The organism is Microcoleus sp. w2-18bC1, assembly GCF_036700365.1.
GTDB lineage: Bacteria > Cyanobacteriota > Cyanobacteriia > Cyanobacteriales > Microcoleaceae > Microcoleus.
Genome location: NZ_JAUBOS010000007.1, coordinates 1 through 15,673 on the forward strand (window position 1 = coordinate 1; position 15,673 = coordinate 15,673).

The following is a 15,673-nucleotide window of genomic DNA, read 5'->3' on the forward strand; positions in this document are numbered from 1 at the left end:
CATGCGTTCGTTCACTTTATTAATTAGGTTGGGACTAATTCTTTGGCGAAAGTGTACTAATAAAGATGGGTCAAATGGTAGTTCATTGCTGTAGCTTGATTGACCGATGAAGTATTGGAGATAGGGGTTTTCCCGGATCTGTTCTACTGTTTCGCGATCACTGATTCCCAGTTTTTCTTTGATAATTAATGCCCCCAATGCCATCCGAAAGGATTTGGCAGGTGCACCATGCGCTGCGGGGAAGTTGGCCGCATATTCTGATTCAAATTCAGACCACGGGACTATTTGGGCCATTTTTACCCAACGGTTGAGGGCTGACAATTTAGACCCGTTGGCTAGTTCAAAGTCTAAGGGTTGGAGGGGAGCAAGCTCAGCTTTTCTGTACACGTTCGCAGGTGGTGATGCACGGCTTTTGACCTATTTTACCTGTTTTTCACGGCGATGACTCTCGATCGCACGCTCTCTTAACCCAGCCCACGTAATATGCGATCGATATATTCAGCAAGCCCTAAATAGATTCCGTTGTACTTCATACCAATTGCTAATTATTTTTTCAACGCGCATAAACTCCAGCCTAACAAAAGCTTGAAGTGAACAAAAGATGTGAGTCTTGATTGCCTGAGTATCTCTAACCATGAACCGACAAATTCCACAGACTTGTTTTATGGCTCAATGAAAGGTTTCAATTCCCCAATGAGTATCATGAATTATCAGAAATTCATTTCTAGTTATATCTTTAATTTTTTCCTCATCGGGAAGATAGAAGATATAATGTCTAGAGTCTTCTTTTTTAAAGTCTTTCCTAAACAACTTGACAAATCCAAATTCTTTCAGATGAGTTCTCAATCCTGACTCTGGAATTACCAGATTCCTTACTTGGCAATACTTATGCGGCTCATTTGAGACAGTTCTGTTTTTTTCAATTCCCAATAGAAAACCCAATTTCTTGTTTTTTAGAAATTTTAAGTTTTCTACTCCTGAATACCAACTGTCTCCTGTCACTATTCTTGGCTTGACTCCCCAGCTTATTATTTCACTTACCATCTCTCTCAAATAATCGTTTTTTGTTTTCCCCTCCTTTTTGTTATATATTCTATAATTTATTGGCACTGAGTTACCATTAATATCGCTGTAATATAGAGTAATTAAATTCAAGCCAATAATTGTTTTATTCGCTTTTTATGACCAAAAATAACTGATTAACTCGGCATTTTTCGGATCGCTGTAAATCTTTTCTATAACAGTATCGTCTACACTTAGTATTCCTCCTATCAAATTAATAATTTTCTCTATTATCTTGAATAAATCTTTCGGCTCATATCGCTCTCTCAATAAAAAGCGATTCACACCCTGAACGTGAAACGTCTCCCAATATTTCTGATAACCTGCTACAACCTCCAAACTTTGGCTCTGACAGTAAAAATAAGGTGTATAGGTCTAGATTGCATTGCGCTGTGGAGGGTAAGCGTGATTTCTCTGATTGTCCGATACCTAGAAAGTAGACGACATATATTTATCAATTCACTATTTTGTTATTCTGTCAATGCGTAACTCCTATATTCCTGCTTTCGCTCGAGATGGCATTGATTCCCAAACACCATCTTTTGAAAACTTTAGATTAGTTGTGAACCCATCATCCCAGACAATTGTAATTTTGTTGGGATTCTGCTTGACTGAACGGCCTATTGTTTGTGCTTGTCGGTGATTCTGTCCGTAAAAACTGCATTTAGAGCGATAATTCTCAGGATGGTTTTTGGTTTCGGCTTGAACACCGACACTCACACCGGTGACAGATGCTAGGAGCAAATTTGCCACCAAAACCGCTTTATAAAACAAAGATGAGTGGAGTTTGACGGATTGGGTAACTTAGAGAAAAATAACTAACTTTATGTTACCCCAATATTCATACTGTGATGTTTTAATCAGGATTTAACAGCGAGATATGGCTAAAGTTGCGAAACTGCGATCGGTCTAACTGACCTATTCCTCTCAAAAACAGCCCTCGGTTTCAAAGCAATTCTCAACAATAGCCACAGCGCTCGGCATTCTCCGGGAGTTTCCTGGCGCTGCCACTGGCCCGGCCGACAGTACAGCATTTCGATCAAACAGCGGTGCTGGCTAATGTTCAGGCGATCGAACGCAATTCGCACAGTGGGAAATTCCACAGAACTGCACTCTTTTCCATCCCAAAAACTTGACTCCAACTGAGATTTATCGCTCACCAACTCCATCTTAGCCACAGGAATAAAACAGTTCTCTTCCATGATTTCCAGAGTCGCAGAATCGCAATCAATTAAACCTTTGGCTAAACCACGCTCTGTGCCCAACTCAACAACAGACGGCGCTACCGATCTTCTTGGTTTGACTGCCACACTGCGAGAGAGTGGTTTCATTTTACCCTGGGATAAACTTGTCTCAAAGGCATATTTTTGCGAAATCTCTGCTGCTGTAAAACTTTCTTTACTGCCTTTATTTTTCACCGCAAAACTTGGCCACTGCGTCAAAGCAACTTCCGCGCCACTTTCCGAAATTACAGTGGTTATACCCCAAAAACTTTGACAGCCAATATTCAATTGTACAACCCTGCGTAAATTGAACCATTCGTAAATGTCCGGCTTAGGAATATCCACCAAAATCAGCAATGCAATCCCGATCATCAGCAGGTTGTACCCGCTCCAAATCCATCCCAAACTCATTCCTTTTGAAAAATGTACACTTTCGGATATTGACTGTACGGTGCCAACATTTTTAACTAAATTAATGTTTAAATTGTGCCACAAACTGACTGCTGTAGCTGCGAACAATACAATCAAAGGCCATCCTAAATTCCAGTTAAAACGAAAGCGATCGCTCGCCATTCCTTTTGGTGTCACCTGAAACCCTTTCCCAAAGGGATTCAGCATGGAACTCACCACCGTCACCGCTAAAGGAATACACTGGACGAACGAATAAACATCGGAAAGCAAAGCCGATCCAGATCTGCGGTTCAGCCAAGAAAACACAGTAAGTTGCACCAAATAGTAAGGCAGGAAAAAGTACAGCAATTCCCGCGCACTTGCCCGCAAAGGAATGATGCCGAAAAATGAATAAGCTAAAGGTATTAACAGATATAAAACCTTGGTTAAACTGGTAAACCAATGCAGTAATCCTTCCAAATGAGATAGCCTTTGTACGAATGTGAGACCGCGAATTGTTAAAGGATTGGAATCAATAAAAAATGCCTGAAGCGTGCCTCGCGCCCAGCGTAGTCTTTGATTTAGATGAGCTTCTATATTTTCAGCCGCCAAACCAGCACTCAATTTTTCATCTAAATAAACTAACCGATATCCGGTTGCTGACAGCCGAATTCCGGTAAAATAATCTTCGCAGATTGAATCTGTGACCAAGCCTCCCGCTGCTTCTAAAGCACTCCGCCTCACAACAAAAGATGTACCGCAACAAACCACGCTGTCGGCGCTGTCTTTGATGATTTCAATTTGCCGATAAAAGATTTCTTCTTCCGGCGCCAGCACATTTTCTAAACCTAAATTACGAGAGATGGGGTCGTGATTGTAAAAGCTTTGCGGTGTTTGAACGAGGGCGATTTCGGGATTTTGAAAAAATCCAACTGTGCGAGTTAAAAAGTTTTTAGTGGGAATAAAATCCGCATCGAAAACTACAATTAGTTCTCCATTTGTAATGGCTGTGGCATGATTAATGTTTCCAGCTTTGGCGTGAATATTATCGGGTCTGGTTATATACTCGCATCCCAGTTCTTTGGCCAGCAACTTGATTTCAGACCGCTTAGTATCGTCAAGCAAATATACTTTTTTGTTGGGATAATCTAATGCTTGACAGCCGATTACACTGCGCCGTAAAATAAAAGCCGGTTCATTGTAGGTTGGGATAAAAATATCTACTGGCGGGGTGAAGTTTCCAGCTTCAACTGCAACTGCCATGCGATCGGCTTCTCGACGCCTGTCTTTGATTCTCAGCATTAAATACAGTTGAATACTGGTGTTGAAAACCAGTAACATTTCTAGGAAAAATAGCCCCAAACTAAAGATACCGTTGAGGGGATCGTTTAAATTTAGAGTAGCGAGCGATCGCCATAAAACGTAGCGAATGGTTAAAGCCAGAACAATTGCAACTACCACAGCGCGTGACCATTTCTGCGGTTGAGGCGAAATTTTAATTGCAGCTAAAGCAACGGAGACAAGTGCGATCGTCGGCACTAACAAATACATCTTGCTCGTAGCAGGCACTTGCAGCCACACAGGCGGGTTTTGCTGCCAAGTGTTGATTGTGGCAAAAATACCGCTGACTGTACCTTCACTTCCAAACCAGGCTGCGGAGATCGCACCTGCGAAAGCAACCGCCCCCAACACGACTAGCGTTGCCGTCTGCACCCGCGAAATCCGCCCAAAGCGGCGTTTCAAGTCTTGAAAATCAAATCTTGAAGTTGTCATAAAATAATTTTAAAGTCCCGATCGTGCATGCAACAGTAAGGGTGTCCTGCTGTCCACTTTTTAATTCTGTTGAAAATTCCGACACACCCCCATTAGTATATTTACATTTTTTAACATTTTGACCATTGTATGATAATTCATCTTGCTTGCTGTTGCCAAACTGCTTAGCGAGTCCAAACCTCGCAAAATATAGCAGAAGGAAGAAGGAAGAAGGTTTGAGTTACCCAGGAGAGAAGTTATATGAATTCCGGTAACACTGGAATGATGAGGAGTGGGGAGTGGGGGAATGTGGAATTATTGACCTTGACTTTATCATTCCCACTCAACCGGAAAAGATATCAGAAGCAATCTTCGGCAAGGATTTCAGCAATGTCGGCAACAGGGTTTCGGGCCTATTCCATAATAAAAAATAATTCTTGTGGGCCGTTTCTGCGACGCCGCCCATAAAAAGCTGATTGAAAATACTGCCACATCTGGGTCATAAACGTCGGGCGCGCTTGCTATAGTTCAAAAAAAATTACAGCAGTTCTCAATCTTGGTGAGGTATGCCCTATGCCCACGGAGGCCTATGCCCACGGAGGCCTATGCCCGCTTATCAAGCGTGGATCTCATGTTAGGAATGAGAATTAAATAACTTCCACTCTTGAAAGTGGGATGGGCGTCCCGCCCGTCCTTTTTGGACGGGCGGGACGCCCATCCCACAATAACAATTAAAATTGTAAGTTATTTAATTCGCGATCCTTACTGAGCAAGGCTATATCTTGTCTACAAATCAAATAGGATTGCTATATCAAACTATAGCAATCCAGAAAATTTAGCAATTAGATGAATTTGACATCTAACTAAAGGTAGATTGATTTTATATTAATTTAAAAAAATTACCGCGTTCGCAGCACAAAAATTTAGCCATCCAAAAACTCATCAGCCATTTCTAATTGCGAGATTGCATAGCGGGCGACAGCCAAACTAACTCTGGCTTGTTCTATTTCCGACAATTGGGCCCAAGGTCTTGTAGTAGCCATGACTAATTCCCCCCCTTCCGAATCAACATCTCGCATGGCATAAGCCAAAGGACGTGCCAACACCTGCAAATCTTCCTCAGCCCACTGAGGCAAAATATCTAAGACGCACTCTACCATTTGGTCAGCTAAAGATTGATACTTAACAGTGGCGTTTTGCACGCTTTGAGCGATGCTGGCCAGAAAATCTTGAGGAACGCGAGCAAATTTCTCGCGCAAAGACTTGTGCAGAGCAGTGGTCAGCCAAACTTGTTCTAATTGCAAGAATAAAACTTGCGACTTCAGGGCAATATCGCTGTCGCTGAAGGAATCAGATAGCGCAAATTCCTGCTCTAGGGCAGCTAAATAAGATTCCGATTCAAGCTGTGCAGGATTCCAGGGATAAGCAACATCAGTCTGAACAATTGTGGCGAGAAGTTCCATCTGGGCTTGAGTTTGTGAGTCGCGAAAATATTCAGAATCAGTAGATTGGGTAGCCATGATGTAATACCTAGGTGGGAAAAGGAAAAGACAGAAGGGGGACTGTGCCAAGAGCTAGTTGCGAGCTATCAGTGGTGAGTAACTCTTTTAAATTCAGACTGGACACTCAACGCCCAGAACTTTGCTGTGCCAGTAGCCGCTTGCCTTCATTAGCTACACCCGCACCTTAATTCGTTCCGCAATCAGTCTCACTGTACCCCGAAGTTTTAGGAACCTCAATAGTGAACTCAAAAATCTGACCTTGAGAACTGCCAAATTTTAGCTGAGTCCCGCTGCGTAGCAGAAATTCTTGGTGGTGAACTCTCTGCCATCCCTCAGATCCCAAAACTAGAGTCCCGTAGCGAGAAAAATCGCGCAGGAAGTAGCTAGGTTCTTCCCGGCTATCTCCGATAGTGTTCCGGCAGAAAATCTCGGCGTGTTTTTGAGAAACCCACTGTTCTCGAATCACTACGTCATTTTCTTCCCAGCGTCCGACTCGAACCATACCTGCGCGAATCGGCCAAACCTGATTAATCGATTCGGTGGATTTGGCATTTGGTCGATCGCGCCCCCGCAAATAAGCACAAGACGGCAACCGTCCCAACCAAGTAGAAGAATTTAAAGGCAACTCAGTTTTGAGGTCATCTACCGGCTCAGTTAGCTGACCGTCAAACTCAGGGTGCATATACAGCACAGGCAGCGTCCAAGCCGGTTGATTGAACTTGTAGAGCGTTAGTAACTGCTGTCTGGCGACGGCGACTGCCCGATCGATCGACATCCGCCCGGCCAAAGCTTGGGCAAAAGTTTGGATAAAACTCCGGGCCTCGCGATCGGCGATCGAGTCCCGCATCCCCAACACTGCAGGCACCCCGTGATGAATCAGTACCTCAGCCAAACTGCTGCGGGCGATTGCCTGTTGCTGACCGTTAGTTGAGTGCAGCCTCTCCACCGCCGGCTGAGCTCCCCAGCAGGCATTAAACACCGCCAGAGTCACGCGGCACCGAACTAAAACCTGAGCCAGTTCAGTCCCATTAATCGCCGTTTCCGGCCCCAAAAACAGCAAACCGCCGTCGGGGCCCGGTATCCCGTGGCCGGCGTAAAACAGAATGTTGTAAGCTTGCGTTTCCAGCCGAGAAATGAGTTCCGCCGGGGTAGGTTCGATCAGAGTATCGACGCGAGTCGGAACGCTGATGTCAAAATATTTGTCACTGTCGTCGGTTTGAAAAGCACTTTCCAGAACGCCAGCTAAGGCGAGTGCTTCTTCTCCCAACTGCAAATGACCGTTATTACTCTTGGAAAATTGAGAATTAGCACCGCCGCCGGTTTCTGCTTGTCCCAAAACTAGCAAAATGTTGAGCGACTCCGCAGGCTGCAGGGGTGGCAAAGGTTCAACATTGCTGGTAGTTCGGCTGAACAGCAGTTGCTGCGACAGAGAAATTGCCGGTTGACCGGCTTGAGGCTGCATAATTTCCCAAGGTAAAGCAATTAAATACGGTTCGCGCAAGTCTACGCGCACTCGGAGGGGTAGATTTTGCCCGATCGCGATACCTTTACTTTCCTGGAGACTACCCTGAATCGGCCCTTCAAACAGCCACTGCCAAAGATTAATCCCCAAATGCTGCATCAGGCGACTGCTGTAGCTTGCCGGTGGCCGAGGCGGATGCAGATCCCCCTTGTTGCCCCACCCCCGTTGACCGAGGTGGAGCGGCACAGAGGGCGTCGCTGGAGCGAGGTCTAGCGACTGAGGGCTTCGTTGTTCAGTTTCTGCCAGTATATTCTGGTTGTTTTCTGGCGAGACGAAACTGCCATCAGGATTTAGGGGCAATTCGTGAATTGTCCCGGAGGGCGAAAACATTTCCTGCCAAGCTTTCCAAGATTGGGAGAGGGTATCGGGCCACATACAGTCGTGGTGAACGTACCCGCTGGGATAAGGAGCTTGTAGAACCCAAGTGGCAAAATGGTTTGCCCCAGCGGTTCTCAGGCGAGCGATCGCTATACTGAGGCAAGGACTTTCAGGGCGCGCCATTCACAACTACCGACTCTGGATATAGGGTTGAATTGAGTTTCTCTATTTGTAGTTTATCGGGTTTGGGGTGCGATCGAGTGCGTGAGATTGCTTTGGCAGTTTTTACTTTTACTTAGTGCCCAAAAAATTATCTATATTAGGTAAATCTACCCAAGTTCCCGTAGCATTCGACTCCTGGGTCAAATCCATCAACAACTGCGAGTAAACCCCTTCCCTCAGCGACGGTATCAACGATTCGCCCGCATCTATTGCCTCTACCCACCTATCTACTACTCGAATAAACGCTGCAATCCTCCCGTCTGGATATACTTGAGGAAACTCCAATCTTTGAGGAATTTTGATTTCAGCTAAAGGTTCTCCACCTTGGGAACCCCACAAGCGAAAGCCGTGGACGTAATCTTGCTGGTTGTCGCTTCCTAACACCAACGTACCCTTACTCCCGTATATTTCCACCCAGTGTCCCCGCCCTTGATAAGTAACAGAACTCAAACAAACTTGACAAGGCGTTCCCCCGGCTAATTCCAACATCAACGTGCACGAATCATCTGCATCAACTAATTTTAATTTTCCCGAATCATTCGGATCGGGCCGCCGCGAAATTCCTGTAATCAATTGCCCAGAGAGCCTTTGGGGCGGGCCGAACAGCCAGCTAATATAATCAAAAACGTGAGAACCAGTCGCGCCCAAAACTCCGCCCCCTCGATCTTTTTGCGCGTACCAATTCCAAGGGCGACTCGCATCAGCGCGGCTCGAAACCAGCCAATCAATCTTAATTAAACGCTTTTCTCCCACATATTCTGCTGCCAATAATTCTGCTAGCATTTGCCATGCGGGGATGAAGCGAAACTCAAAGTCCATTGTGGCAATTGCTCTGGAACCACCATTTTTAAAATCGGTTGGAGATTCGTTGTTTGCCAATCGGTAAAGTTCCCTGGCTTCATTTGCTGTCAGGGCTGTGGGTTTTTCTAATAATAAATGCTTGCCTGCTTCCAAGACGGTTTTTGCCATTTCATAATGCAAAAATGGCGGCGTGGAAATGCTGACGCCCGCCACTTCTGGGATAGCTACTATATCGGCGATCGAGTCGCAAGCGTAGGGGATATTGTGGGTAGAGGCGATCGCCTTTGCTTTGTCTAAATTCCGGTGGTAAACAGCCACAACCTCTGTCCGGTGATGGGCCTGGAATCCGGGAAGATGTACTTTTTGACCGAAACCGGTACCGACTACTGCAACGCCAATTTTTGACATAATTTAATAATTGTTAATTGTTAACTGTTGACTGTTGACTGTTGACTGTTGGCTGTTGGCTGTTGATAGTTGGCTTTTGGTAGTTGGTAGTTGGTAGTTGTTAGTTGTTATTTGTTATTTTTTAGCTGCGACCAATAACTAATGACCAATAACTCATAACTCATAACTCATAACTCATAACTAATGACTAATGACTAATGACTAATGACTACTGACTACTGACTACTGACTCACTACCCATTCAATTACTTGTTTGCCCAAACTAACCCCGTCAAACAAGTCAATTTCTCTGATCCCTGTAGGGCTGGTGACATTAACTTCTGTCAGATAACCGCCAATGATATCAATGCCGACAAAGTACAGTCCGTCCCGTTGCAGCACGGGTTCTAACTGAGTGCAAATTTCCAGTTCGCGATCGGTAATTTCGGTTTTTGCGACTCTGCCGCCGACGGCCATATTGCCGCGAAATTCATTGCCCGTGGGAATACGGTTGATAGCACCGATGGGCTTGCCGTTTAACAAGATAATCCGTTTATCTCCCTCTTTTGCTTCCGGCAGATAAGTCTGAACCATCACTGGAATTTGCCCTTGTTGAGTGCTAATTTCGACCAGGGAGTTGAGATTGCGATCGCCCGCTTCCAAAAACAAAATCCCCTCGCCAGCTTTGCCACCCAAGGGTTTAAGAACTGCTGCTCCTTTTTTCTCAACAAATTGCCGAATTACCTGCTTGTTTTGAGAAACAATTGTCTCAGGAATCGCTCCCTCAAATTGCAAAGCATACATCTTTTCATTCGCCGCCCGCAATCCTTTGGGACTGTTAACTACCAAAGTTTTAGCCGGATCGATGCCGTCTAGAAGGTAAGTAGCGTAGAGGTAAGGAATGTTGACTGGGGGATCTGTCCGCATAAATACTGCGTCCATTGCTTCCAGAGGCTGCAAAGTAGGCTGTTCTACCTGGTACCAAGCCTCAGCCGCCTCCCAGCGTCCATCTACCACTTTTACTGGGGTGAGGGCTACCCGACTGAGCATTGCCCAAGTTTTGCCGCCGATGACGCTTAGTTCTTTGGCTTGAGTCGCCCAGACTTCGTGACCCAACTCTTGAGCGGCTTCCATCAGCGCTACGCTGGTATCGTGTCCTGGAATTAGTCGCGCGAGGGGATCGATGATGAATGCAAATTTCATTGTCAATTAAAATTAAGGATTGGTCGCAGAAAAATTTGGGCTAACGGAAAATTCGACAGGGAATGGCTCATTTTGCTGCTAGCAGGGGGTCTAGCTGGCCTAGAGCATCGAGTTTGTGGATGTCGTCGCAGCCGCCTATGTGTTGGTCGTTAATGAATATCTGGGGCAGGGTGCGGCCTCCGTTGGCTCGATCGCTCATTTGAGCCCGTGCTGCTTCATCTCCGTCGATCGCGTACTCTGTAAAATCAATCCCTTTTCGTTTCAGCAGTGCTTTAGCACGAATGCAAAACGGGCAGGTTCTCCAAGTGTAAATTTCTACTTTAGGGGTCATGGGACGCTCAAACAATAACAATATTTTTTAATTGTAATCTTAACCATAGTGCGGACTGTTTTTAGTTCCTAGGCTGAAACCCTGGATTTTTCGTTGGTAGCCAACTTGCCTTGGAGCCTTGAAACCCTTATTCTACGGTTGCCTATAAAAAACTGTCCGAAGGATTGATCTTAACCAATCTTATTTTAATTTTTATATTTTAATTTTTATTATATATAGCAACATCTAGCAACCTTATCTTTTACACCGGAGGTTATTCACTGCTGAAACCCTTGCCGGGAAGTGCATTTGCCTTCTTCTTTTTTTTTACCCTGACTGAAGTCGCTATCGCTTTCTTCCTTCAACATCCGGCTCTATTTGCAGCGCACAACCGAAGCGAGGTGTCAAGTTATTTTTTATACAATTTTTTATTTTTTATATAAATTTAAGTAAACAAATACCCATGCTTAAAAAAACGGAGACATTGTAAAGGCAAACAGGTTGGTCATCAGCCTGCCTAGCGCTGCGGACCAACCTGCTTGTTTCGCTTTCTGCACGAACAGATCATTCCTGCACCTGTTAGTAGGACTGCGATCGCAGTACCCGGTTCAGGAATAGAAGTTGAGCTTCTCGAAGGTGTGATGTATATTTGGGACAAACTCCCCTCGGTCGCTAATTGCGGGTCGGATGTCGTTGCTGTTGATGTCTGGCTGGAGGCACAGGCAGTAGAATAATTTCCCGGACCGCAGACATCTACTGCTGCTGCCGGAGGGGCGGCAGCTAGATAGTAAAACGCTGTTGCCATTGTGGCAGAGAGTCCAATTGCTAGTTTTGCCAGTGGCGTACACATAACTATTTAGTTAAACAGTGGTAAAATCGAAAAATAGAAATAGTCCTAGAGATTAGCGCTGTACGACGGGCAAGGATTTTAGAGTTCTTACAATAAATGGATGTATTCTCTCGCGGACGCCTGTAAAAGATAGTATAGCGCTTGAGATGAGTGCCCAAACACTTTAATAATATTATTCTCTTTCACCTTGACATTCCGTACCGTGGTTGGACCAGAGTGAAGCAACATCTTTTTGCAACCTCTGAAGCAACAGCCTTTACAGCCATTAACAAAGAGTCTTTTTACCTTGACCGCGGTCTCGGGCAATTATTTATTTAACCGAGCGCAAAATAGAGATGCTGTATTGTACTTTGCAATGCACAATCTGACTACTCTTTTATAATCTCATAGTTCGACTAGATCTGTCCTCAGTATATGTACGTATATTCCCCGATGTCAACTATTCAAAAGGAATATTTAAGTATTTACCGAGGGTAGAGGACGTATTGAATGAGCTGAACAAGTCTGTCGCGGAGAGTTTCCATCCCAAGACCTTTGGCGGCCGAAATAAATACTGCTTGAGGAAATTCTTCTCGGGCGAGGGCGAGAGTCTCTCCATCTACGGCATCGATTTTGTTAAAGACTACAAGGGCTGGGCCGGGAGTTACGGGCATATCTGTCAAAATATTCATGACCGATCGAATTTGGCTCTGCCACGCGGGATGGGAGAGATCGACGAGGTGCAGCAAAGCATCGGCGTCAGTGACTTCTTCCAGGGTAGCCCGGAAAGCGTCTATCAAGGCGGGGGGCAGTTCGCGAATAAAGCCCACTGTATCTGTGAGGACGATCGACAGGGGTTCCCTGGTGACAGTGCCGGGAATGGTCAACCGCCGAGTTGTAGGGTCGAGGGTGGCAAATAACTGGTCTGCGGCATAGACTTCGGAATTTGTGAGCAGGTTGAGCAGAGTCGATTTACCCGCGTTGGTGTAGCCCACGATCGCCACTGAGGGTACATCGTGATGATGGCGGTTCTGCCGCAGCCGGAAGCGGTGCGCCAGCAGTTGATTTACTTCTTGCTGCAACCGAGAAATGCGTTTGGCGATCGTCCGCCGTTCGGTTTCTAGCTTGGTTTCCCCTGGGCCTCTGGTACCGATGCCGCCACCCTGTCTCGACATTGCCTGACCGCGACCTCTGAGCCGGGGCAGGGCGTACTCTAGCTGAGCGAGTTCGACTTGCAATTTACCCTCGCTCGATCGAGCTCTTTGGGCAAAAATGTCGAGAATTACCTCTGTTCGATCGACGACGCGGATACCTATCTGAGTTTCCAAGTTCCGTATTTGTGCCGGCGACAGGTCGCGATCGAATACAACGAGGTTAGCGCTAACCGTCTGAGCTGTGAGGGAGATTTCCTGAACTTTGCCTTCGCCGACGACTGTCTGCGGATTGGGGCGCGATCGTTTTTGGCGCACGGTTTGCAGAACCTGACCCCCGGCGCTTTCAACCAGCCGCGTGATTTCTGCCAGGCCGTCCTCAAACTCCAACTGAGTCATGTGCTGAGTCATTACACCTACCAACAGCACTTTGTCTTGGTCTGCATCGACCTGCTTAGCGACAAACTCTGCTTGAAAGTCTGCTTCGAGTCCTTCCACCAAATCCAGAAAGTCTTGGTCGGCGAGCTCGTCCAAATTCAGCGGTTCTGATATTTTCCAGGGAAAGTGTGGAGTTTGAATTAGTGACTTGGGAATTGAAGGCTCTTCTATTTCATCAGTTGCATCTGGTTCTAACTGAGCGCTCAAAACAGAGAACTCAAAATTTGGCTGGTTTCCCTGGGGTATCAGGTGAGCGAGATAAGTTTCTTGGATGTAACCAGTCGCACCGCCCCCGCGGCGCTGAAATCCTCCGCCGGTCAGTGTCAGCCAAACCAGGGCGTCGAGGCGCTGAATTGCCATTGCTGTGAGGGCTGCTTCGCTTGGGGTTTCTGGCTTCAGGTGGGTGGCGATGCAGCGAATGCCGCTGAGGCGACCTCCCCCGTAGCGGGGCAGTTCTAAGGGCGCAATCTGCGTTTGCCGCGGTGTACCCACGCCGACGCGAATTACTTGTCCGCGGCGGTTGATGTAGGTGCAGATTGGTTTGTCTATTTCCGTGCTGATGGCGGCGACGCGCTGGGCGAATTCTGCAGTGGTGATGCGATCGCCCGGTAGTCGCTGGTGGTAAAGCTTTTCGAGTTGCTTGAGCTGGCTGGACTTTAAACCTTGAAGATGGCCGTAGATGGTTTCGATAACTGTTTCTCCCGATCGATCTGTTTATCTCCTATTTTAGTTAACTCAAGGGCGATCGTGTTCTGGTTTTAAGTTCCAATTTACTAAATTTTCTTGCCTCTATCAGAGCGCGGATTCAGTATTGTCGAGTCACCAGCGCCGTCGTTTGTCGCTACGGGGCGATGGAGCCTTTCACAGCGGCCCTCTCAACTTGCAGTTGTATTTAGTATTTACAGATACAGGCGATCGCTGAAAAAACTCGCGCAACAAAAGTTAACACTTTATTTTTTGTTTCAAAATCCTCCTTTAGACTTGTGTGTATCTTGAGCCTAGAGACAGATAGCAAAGCAGAAATTAGGTCGCTACCATGAGAAGCGAACATTGTTAAGGAATGTAAAAACATGGAAACTCGTCCTACTAACCTGCCTCCTACGGCTAATGCTTACAACGGCAAAGATCGGAATGCCTTCTTGTTTGGCTTCAACCCGCAAGCAGAACTTTGGAACGGTCGCTTAGCGATGATCGGTTTCTTAGCTTATTTGCTTTGGGATGCCGCTGGATATAGCATTCTACGTGACATACTTCACTTTCTGCCTACCTACATTGCTCACTAATGACGAGCAGTCTTTCCTGTCTGGCAAGCTGACTAAATGCCGCCACTGTCAGACAGGCTAAAAGTTACAAATAGCAGCGAGTATGGTTGTGTCCCTTTGTATCTTTCGTTACTTTTGAATGGCATTAAAAGATTTCTTGCTGTGATTCGATGATTATGGGTGGGGGCGCTGTCACTGGCGCGGTGAATATTAATAGCAACAGATATTTATTGCGTAAAGGCGATCGCCCCTGCTGTATTTTTGGCAAGAAATATCATCGAGCATTTCTGAATAGTTTATGAAAAATAGGAGCATCAACAATGATTAACTCAAATTTACTGGCAGTAGTAGCCTCAACAGTGACTGACACAGCATCAGGAAATTGGCAAAAGCCTCTGGTGATGTTTGTTTGCAATATCTTAGCATTGCTAGTTCTCAGCCGCCGAATTTGGTATCCCCACGTCGGGCCGAAAATGCCTTTGCCCTTCCCGTCTTTGTTCAACAATGTTAGCGTACCAGCATTTCTGGCTTGCATGAGCGCCGGTCATTTGCTGGGAACATTCCTGATTTTGACCCTCAACATCGACAAGTATTCTTAGGAGAAATTGCCTCGCTTTTGGGGTGATTTTTTGCTGCAATTGGTTTGTTAAAAGGCGGAGAAAAAATGGCAGGGGTAAGTGAAAAGCACTCACCCCTAATTTTAATTTTATATAGGGAGTGGCACAGAAATCGGTTGTTTTACCATCCACATTAGATCAGCTTACTATGCTTAAACCCTTCAAATTCGGCTGCAAAGCCCTCACCTTGGGGAGCCGCACACATTAACCCAACTTGAACGATTGGTGACTCAGTTAGATATGCCAGTCGCATCATTGAATAGTCTGACCCATTCAACGAGTATTGCACTTCCACCGTTTCAGCTCGGCGCTTTACCCGCAGCCACAGGGAAACAGGCGGCACTTCAAGTGGCATAACAGACCAATCCGAATAGTCTCGTGTCACAACCGCACTCACGTTTTGCACTCCCTCAACAAACTCAATACCGCACTTAAGCCAGATATTTTCGCTCTCTCTAATCATCAATCCTGCTTGATCGTAGAGCGATCGATAGCAACCAGTAATTTTGACTTCGGCTGTAAAGTCGCCTGAGACTTGACGGTAGTAAAAGTTGCCGTTATCGCGAATGAATCCGTAATGAGTTTGCCGCCAAAAGTCAGTCTTTGCGCCTGCGGTAATGTGGATAACATCGTTATCCTCATGCCATTGTAAAGGTTCGTTATACCATTGCATTGTTTCCATCT

Annotated in this window: 12 protein-coding genes and 1 pseudogene; 3 read left to right on the plus strand and 10 right to left on the minus strand. The window is 46.0% G+C overall.

Going from position 1 to position 15,673, the window contains the following annotated elements; translation table 11 throughout:
* The 8 genes and pseudogenes from QT979_RS06600 to grxC all read right to left on the minus strand — a co-directional run.
* On the minus strand, window positions 1-387 hold a 387-nt coding region (locus tag QT979_RS06600; protein ID WP_333308800.1), incomplete at its 3' end, for a transposase.
* Between the two features lie 111 nt (window positions 388-498).
* Window positions 499-1,489: pseudogene (locus QT979_RS06605) on the minus strand (IS701 family transposase).
* A gap of 457 nt (window positions 1,490-1,946) precedes the next feature.
* A complete protein-coding gene (locus QT979_RS06610) occupies window positions 1,947-4,448 on the minus strand; it encodes a glycosyltransferase family 2 protein (protein WP_333308801.1) in 2,502 nt (833 codons plus the stop codon).
* Between the two features lie 902 nt (window positions 4,449-5,350).
* Window positions 5,351-5,947 carry a hypothetical protein gene (locus tag QT979_RS06615; RefSeq protein WP_333308803.1) on the minus strand — a complete coding sequence of 199 codons (597 nt, stop codon included), beginning with the start codon at window positions 5,945-5,947 and terminating at the stop codon, window positions 5,351-5,353.
* A 166-nt stretch (window positions 5,948-6,113) separates the two neighbouring features.
* On the minus strand, window positions 6,114-7,952 hold the full coding sequence (locus QT979_RS06620) for a CHAT domain-containing protein (RefSeq protein ID WP_333308805.1): 1,839 nt from the start codon (window positions 7,950-7,952) through the stop codon (window positions 6,114-6,116).
* A 108-nt stretch (window positions 7,953-8,060) separates the two neighbouring features.
* Window positions 8,061-9,200 carry a Gfo/Idh/MocA family oxidoreductase gene (locus QT979_RS06625; protein WP_333212384.1) on the minus strand — a complete coding sequence of 380 codons (1,140 nt, stop codon included), beginning with the start codon at window positions 9,198-9,200 and terminating at the stop codon, window positions 8,061-8,063.
* A gap of 222 nt (window positions 9,201-9,422) precedes the next feature.
* Entirely contained in the window at window positions 9,423-10,382 is a 960-nt protein-coding gene (gene gshB / locus QT979_RS06630; RefSeq protein ID WP_333308807.1) for a glutathione synthase, read from the minus strand.
* Window positions 10,383-10,449: 67 nt separating this feature from the next.
* Window positions 10,450-10,713, minus strand: coding sequence for a glutaredoxin 3 (grxC, locus tag QT979_RS06635; protein ID WP_333308809.1), 264 nt, complete (start codon window positions 10,711-10,713; stop codon window positions 10,450-10,452).
* A gap of 518 nt (window positions 10,714-11,231) precedes the next feature.
* Between grxC and QT979_RS06640 the strand changes: the two genes are divergently transcribed.
* Window positions 11,232-11,426 (plus strand): hypothetical protein, encoded by a 195-nt coding sequence (locus QT979_RS06640; RefSeq protein ID WP_333227966.1) that lies wholly within the window; start codon window positions 11,232-11,234, stop codon window positions 11,424-11,426.
* A 580-nt stretch (window positions 11,427-12,006) separates the two neighbouring features.
* Here the strand turns inward: QT979_RS06640 and hflX are convergent.
* The gene (gene hflX / locus QT979_RS06645) at window positions 12,007-13,602 is read right to left on the minus strand and encodes a GTPase HflX (protein WP_333212377.1); all 1,596 of its coding nucleotides are present in this window, start codon (window positions 13,600-13,602) and stop codon (window positions 12,007-12,009) included.
* Between the two features lie 578 nt (window positions 13,603-14,180).
* Between hflX and QT979_RS06650 the strand changes: the two genes are divergently transcribed.
* Both QT979_RS06650 and QT979_RS06655 read left to right on the plus strand, forming a co-directional pair.
* Window positions 14,181-14,393 (plus strand): chlorophyll a/b-binding protein, encoded by a 213-nt coding sequence (locus QT979_RS06650; RefSeq protein ID WP_333308812.1) that lies wholly within the window; start codon window positions 14,181-14,183, stop codon window positions 14,391-14,393.
* A 299-nt stretch (window positions 14,394-14,692) separates the two neighbouring features.
* Window positions 14,693-14,971 carry a Photosystem I reaction center subunit PsaK gene (locus tag QT979_RS06655; RefSeq protein WP_333212376.1) on the plus strand — a complete coding sequence of 93 codons (279 nt, stop codon included), beginning with the start codon at window positions 14,693-14,695 and terminating at the stop codon, window positions 14,969-14,971.
* Between the two features lie 151 nt (window positions 14,972-15,122).
* Here the strand turns inward: QT979_RS06655 and QT979_RS06660 are convergent, their stop codons facing one another.
* Window positions 15,123-15,671: a DUF1349 domain-containing protein gene (locus tag QT979_RS06660; protein WP_333308814.1), complete on the minus strand. Its 549-nt coding sequence runs from the start codon at window positions 15,669-15,671 to the stop codon at window positions 15,123-15,125.
* Window positions 15,672-15,673: the final 2 nt, after the last annotated feature.

Excerpts from the sequence above, each read along its gene's own strand:
- QT979_RS06650 (WP_333308812.1), top strand. The coding sequence starts at position 14,181 with ATGGAAACTCGTCCTACTAACCTGCCTCCTACGGCTAATGCTTACAAC.
- QT979_RS06615 (WP_333308803.1), bottom strand. The coding sequence starts at position 5,947 with ATGGCTACCCAATCTACTGATTCTGAATATTTTCGCGACTCACAAACT.
- grxC (WP_333308809.1), bottom strand. The coding sequence starts at position 10,713 with ATGACCCCTAAAGTAGAAATTTACACTTGGAGAACCTGCCCGTTTTGC.
- QT979_RS06625 (WP_333212384.1), bottom strand. The coding sequence starts at position 9,200 with ATGTCAAAAATTGGCGTTGCAGTAGTCGGTACCGGTTTCGGTCAAAAA.
- QT979_RS06655 (WP_333212376.1), top strand. The coding sequence starts at position 14,693 with ATGATTAACTCAAATTTACTGGCAGTAGTAGCCTCAACAGTGACTGAC.
- gshB (WP_333308807.1), bottom strand. The coding sequence starts at position 10,382 with ATGAAATTTGCATTCATCATCGATCCCCTCGCGCGACTAATTCCAGGA.
- QT979_RS06610 (WP_333308801.1), bottom strand. The coding sequence starts at position 4,448 with ATGACAACTTCAAGATTTGATTTTCAAGACTTGAAACGCCGCTTTGGG.
- QT979_RS06660 (WP_333308814.1), bottom strand. The coding sequence starts at position 15,671 with ATGGAAACAATGCAATGGTATAACGAACCTTTACAATGGCATGAGGAT.
- QT979_RS06620 (WP_333308805.1), bottom strand. The coding sequence starts at position 7,952 with ATGGCGCGCCCTGAAAGTCCTTGCCTCAGTATAGCGATCGCTCGCCTG.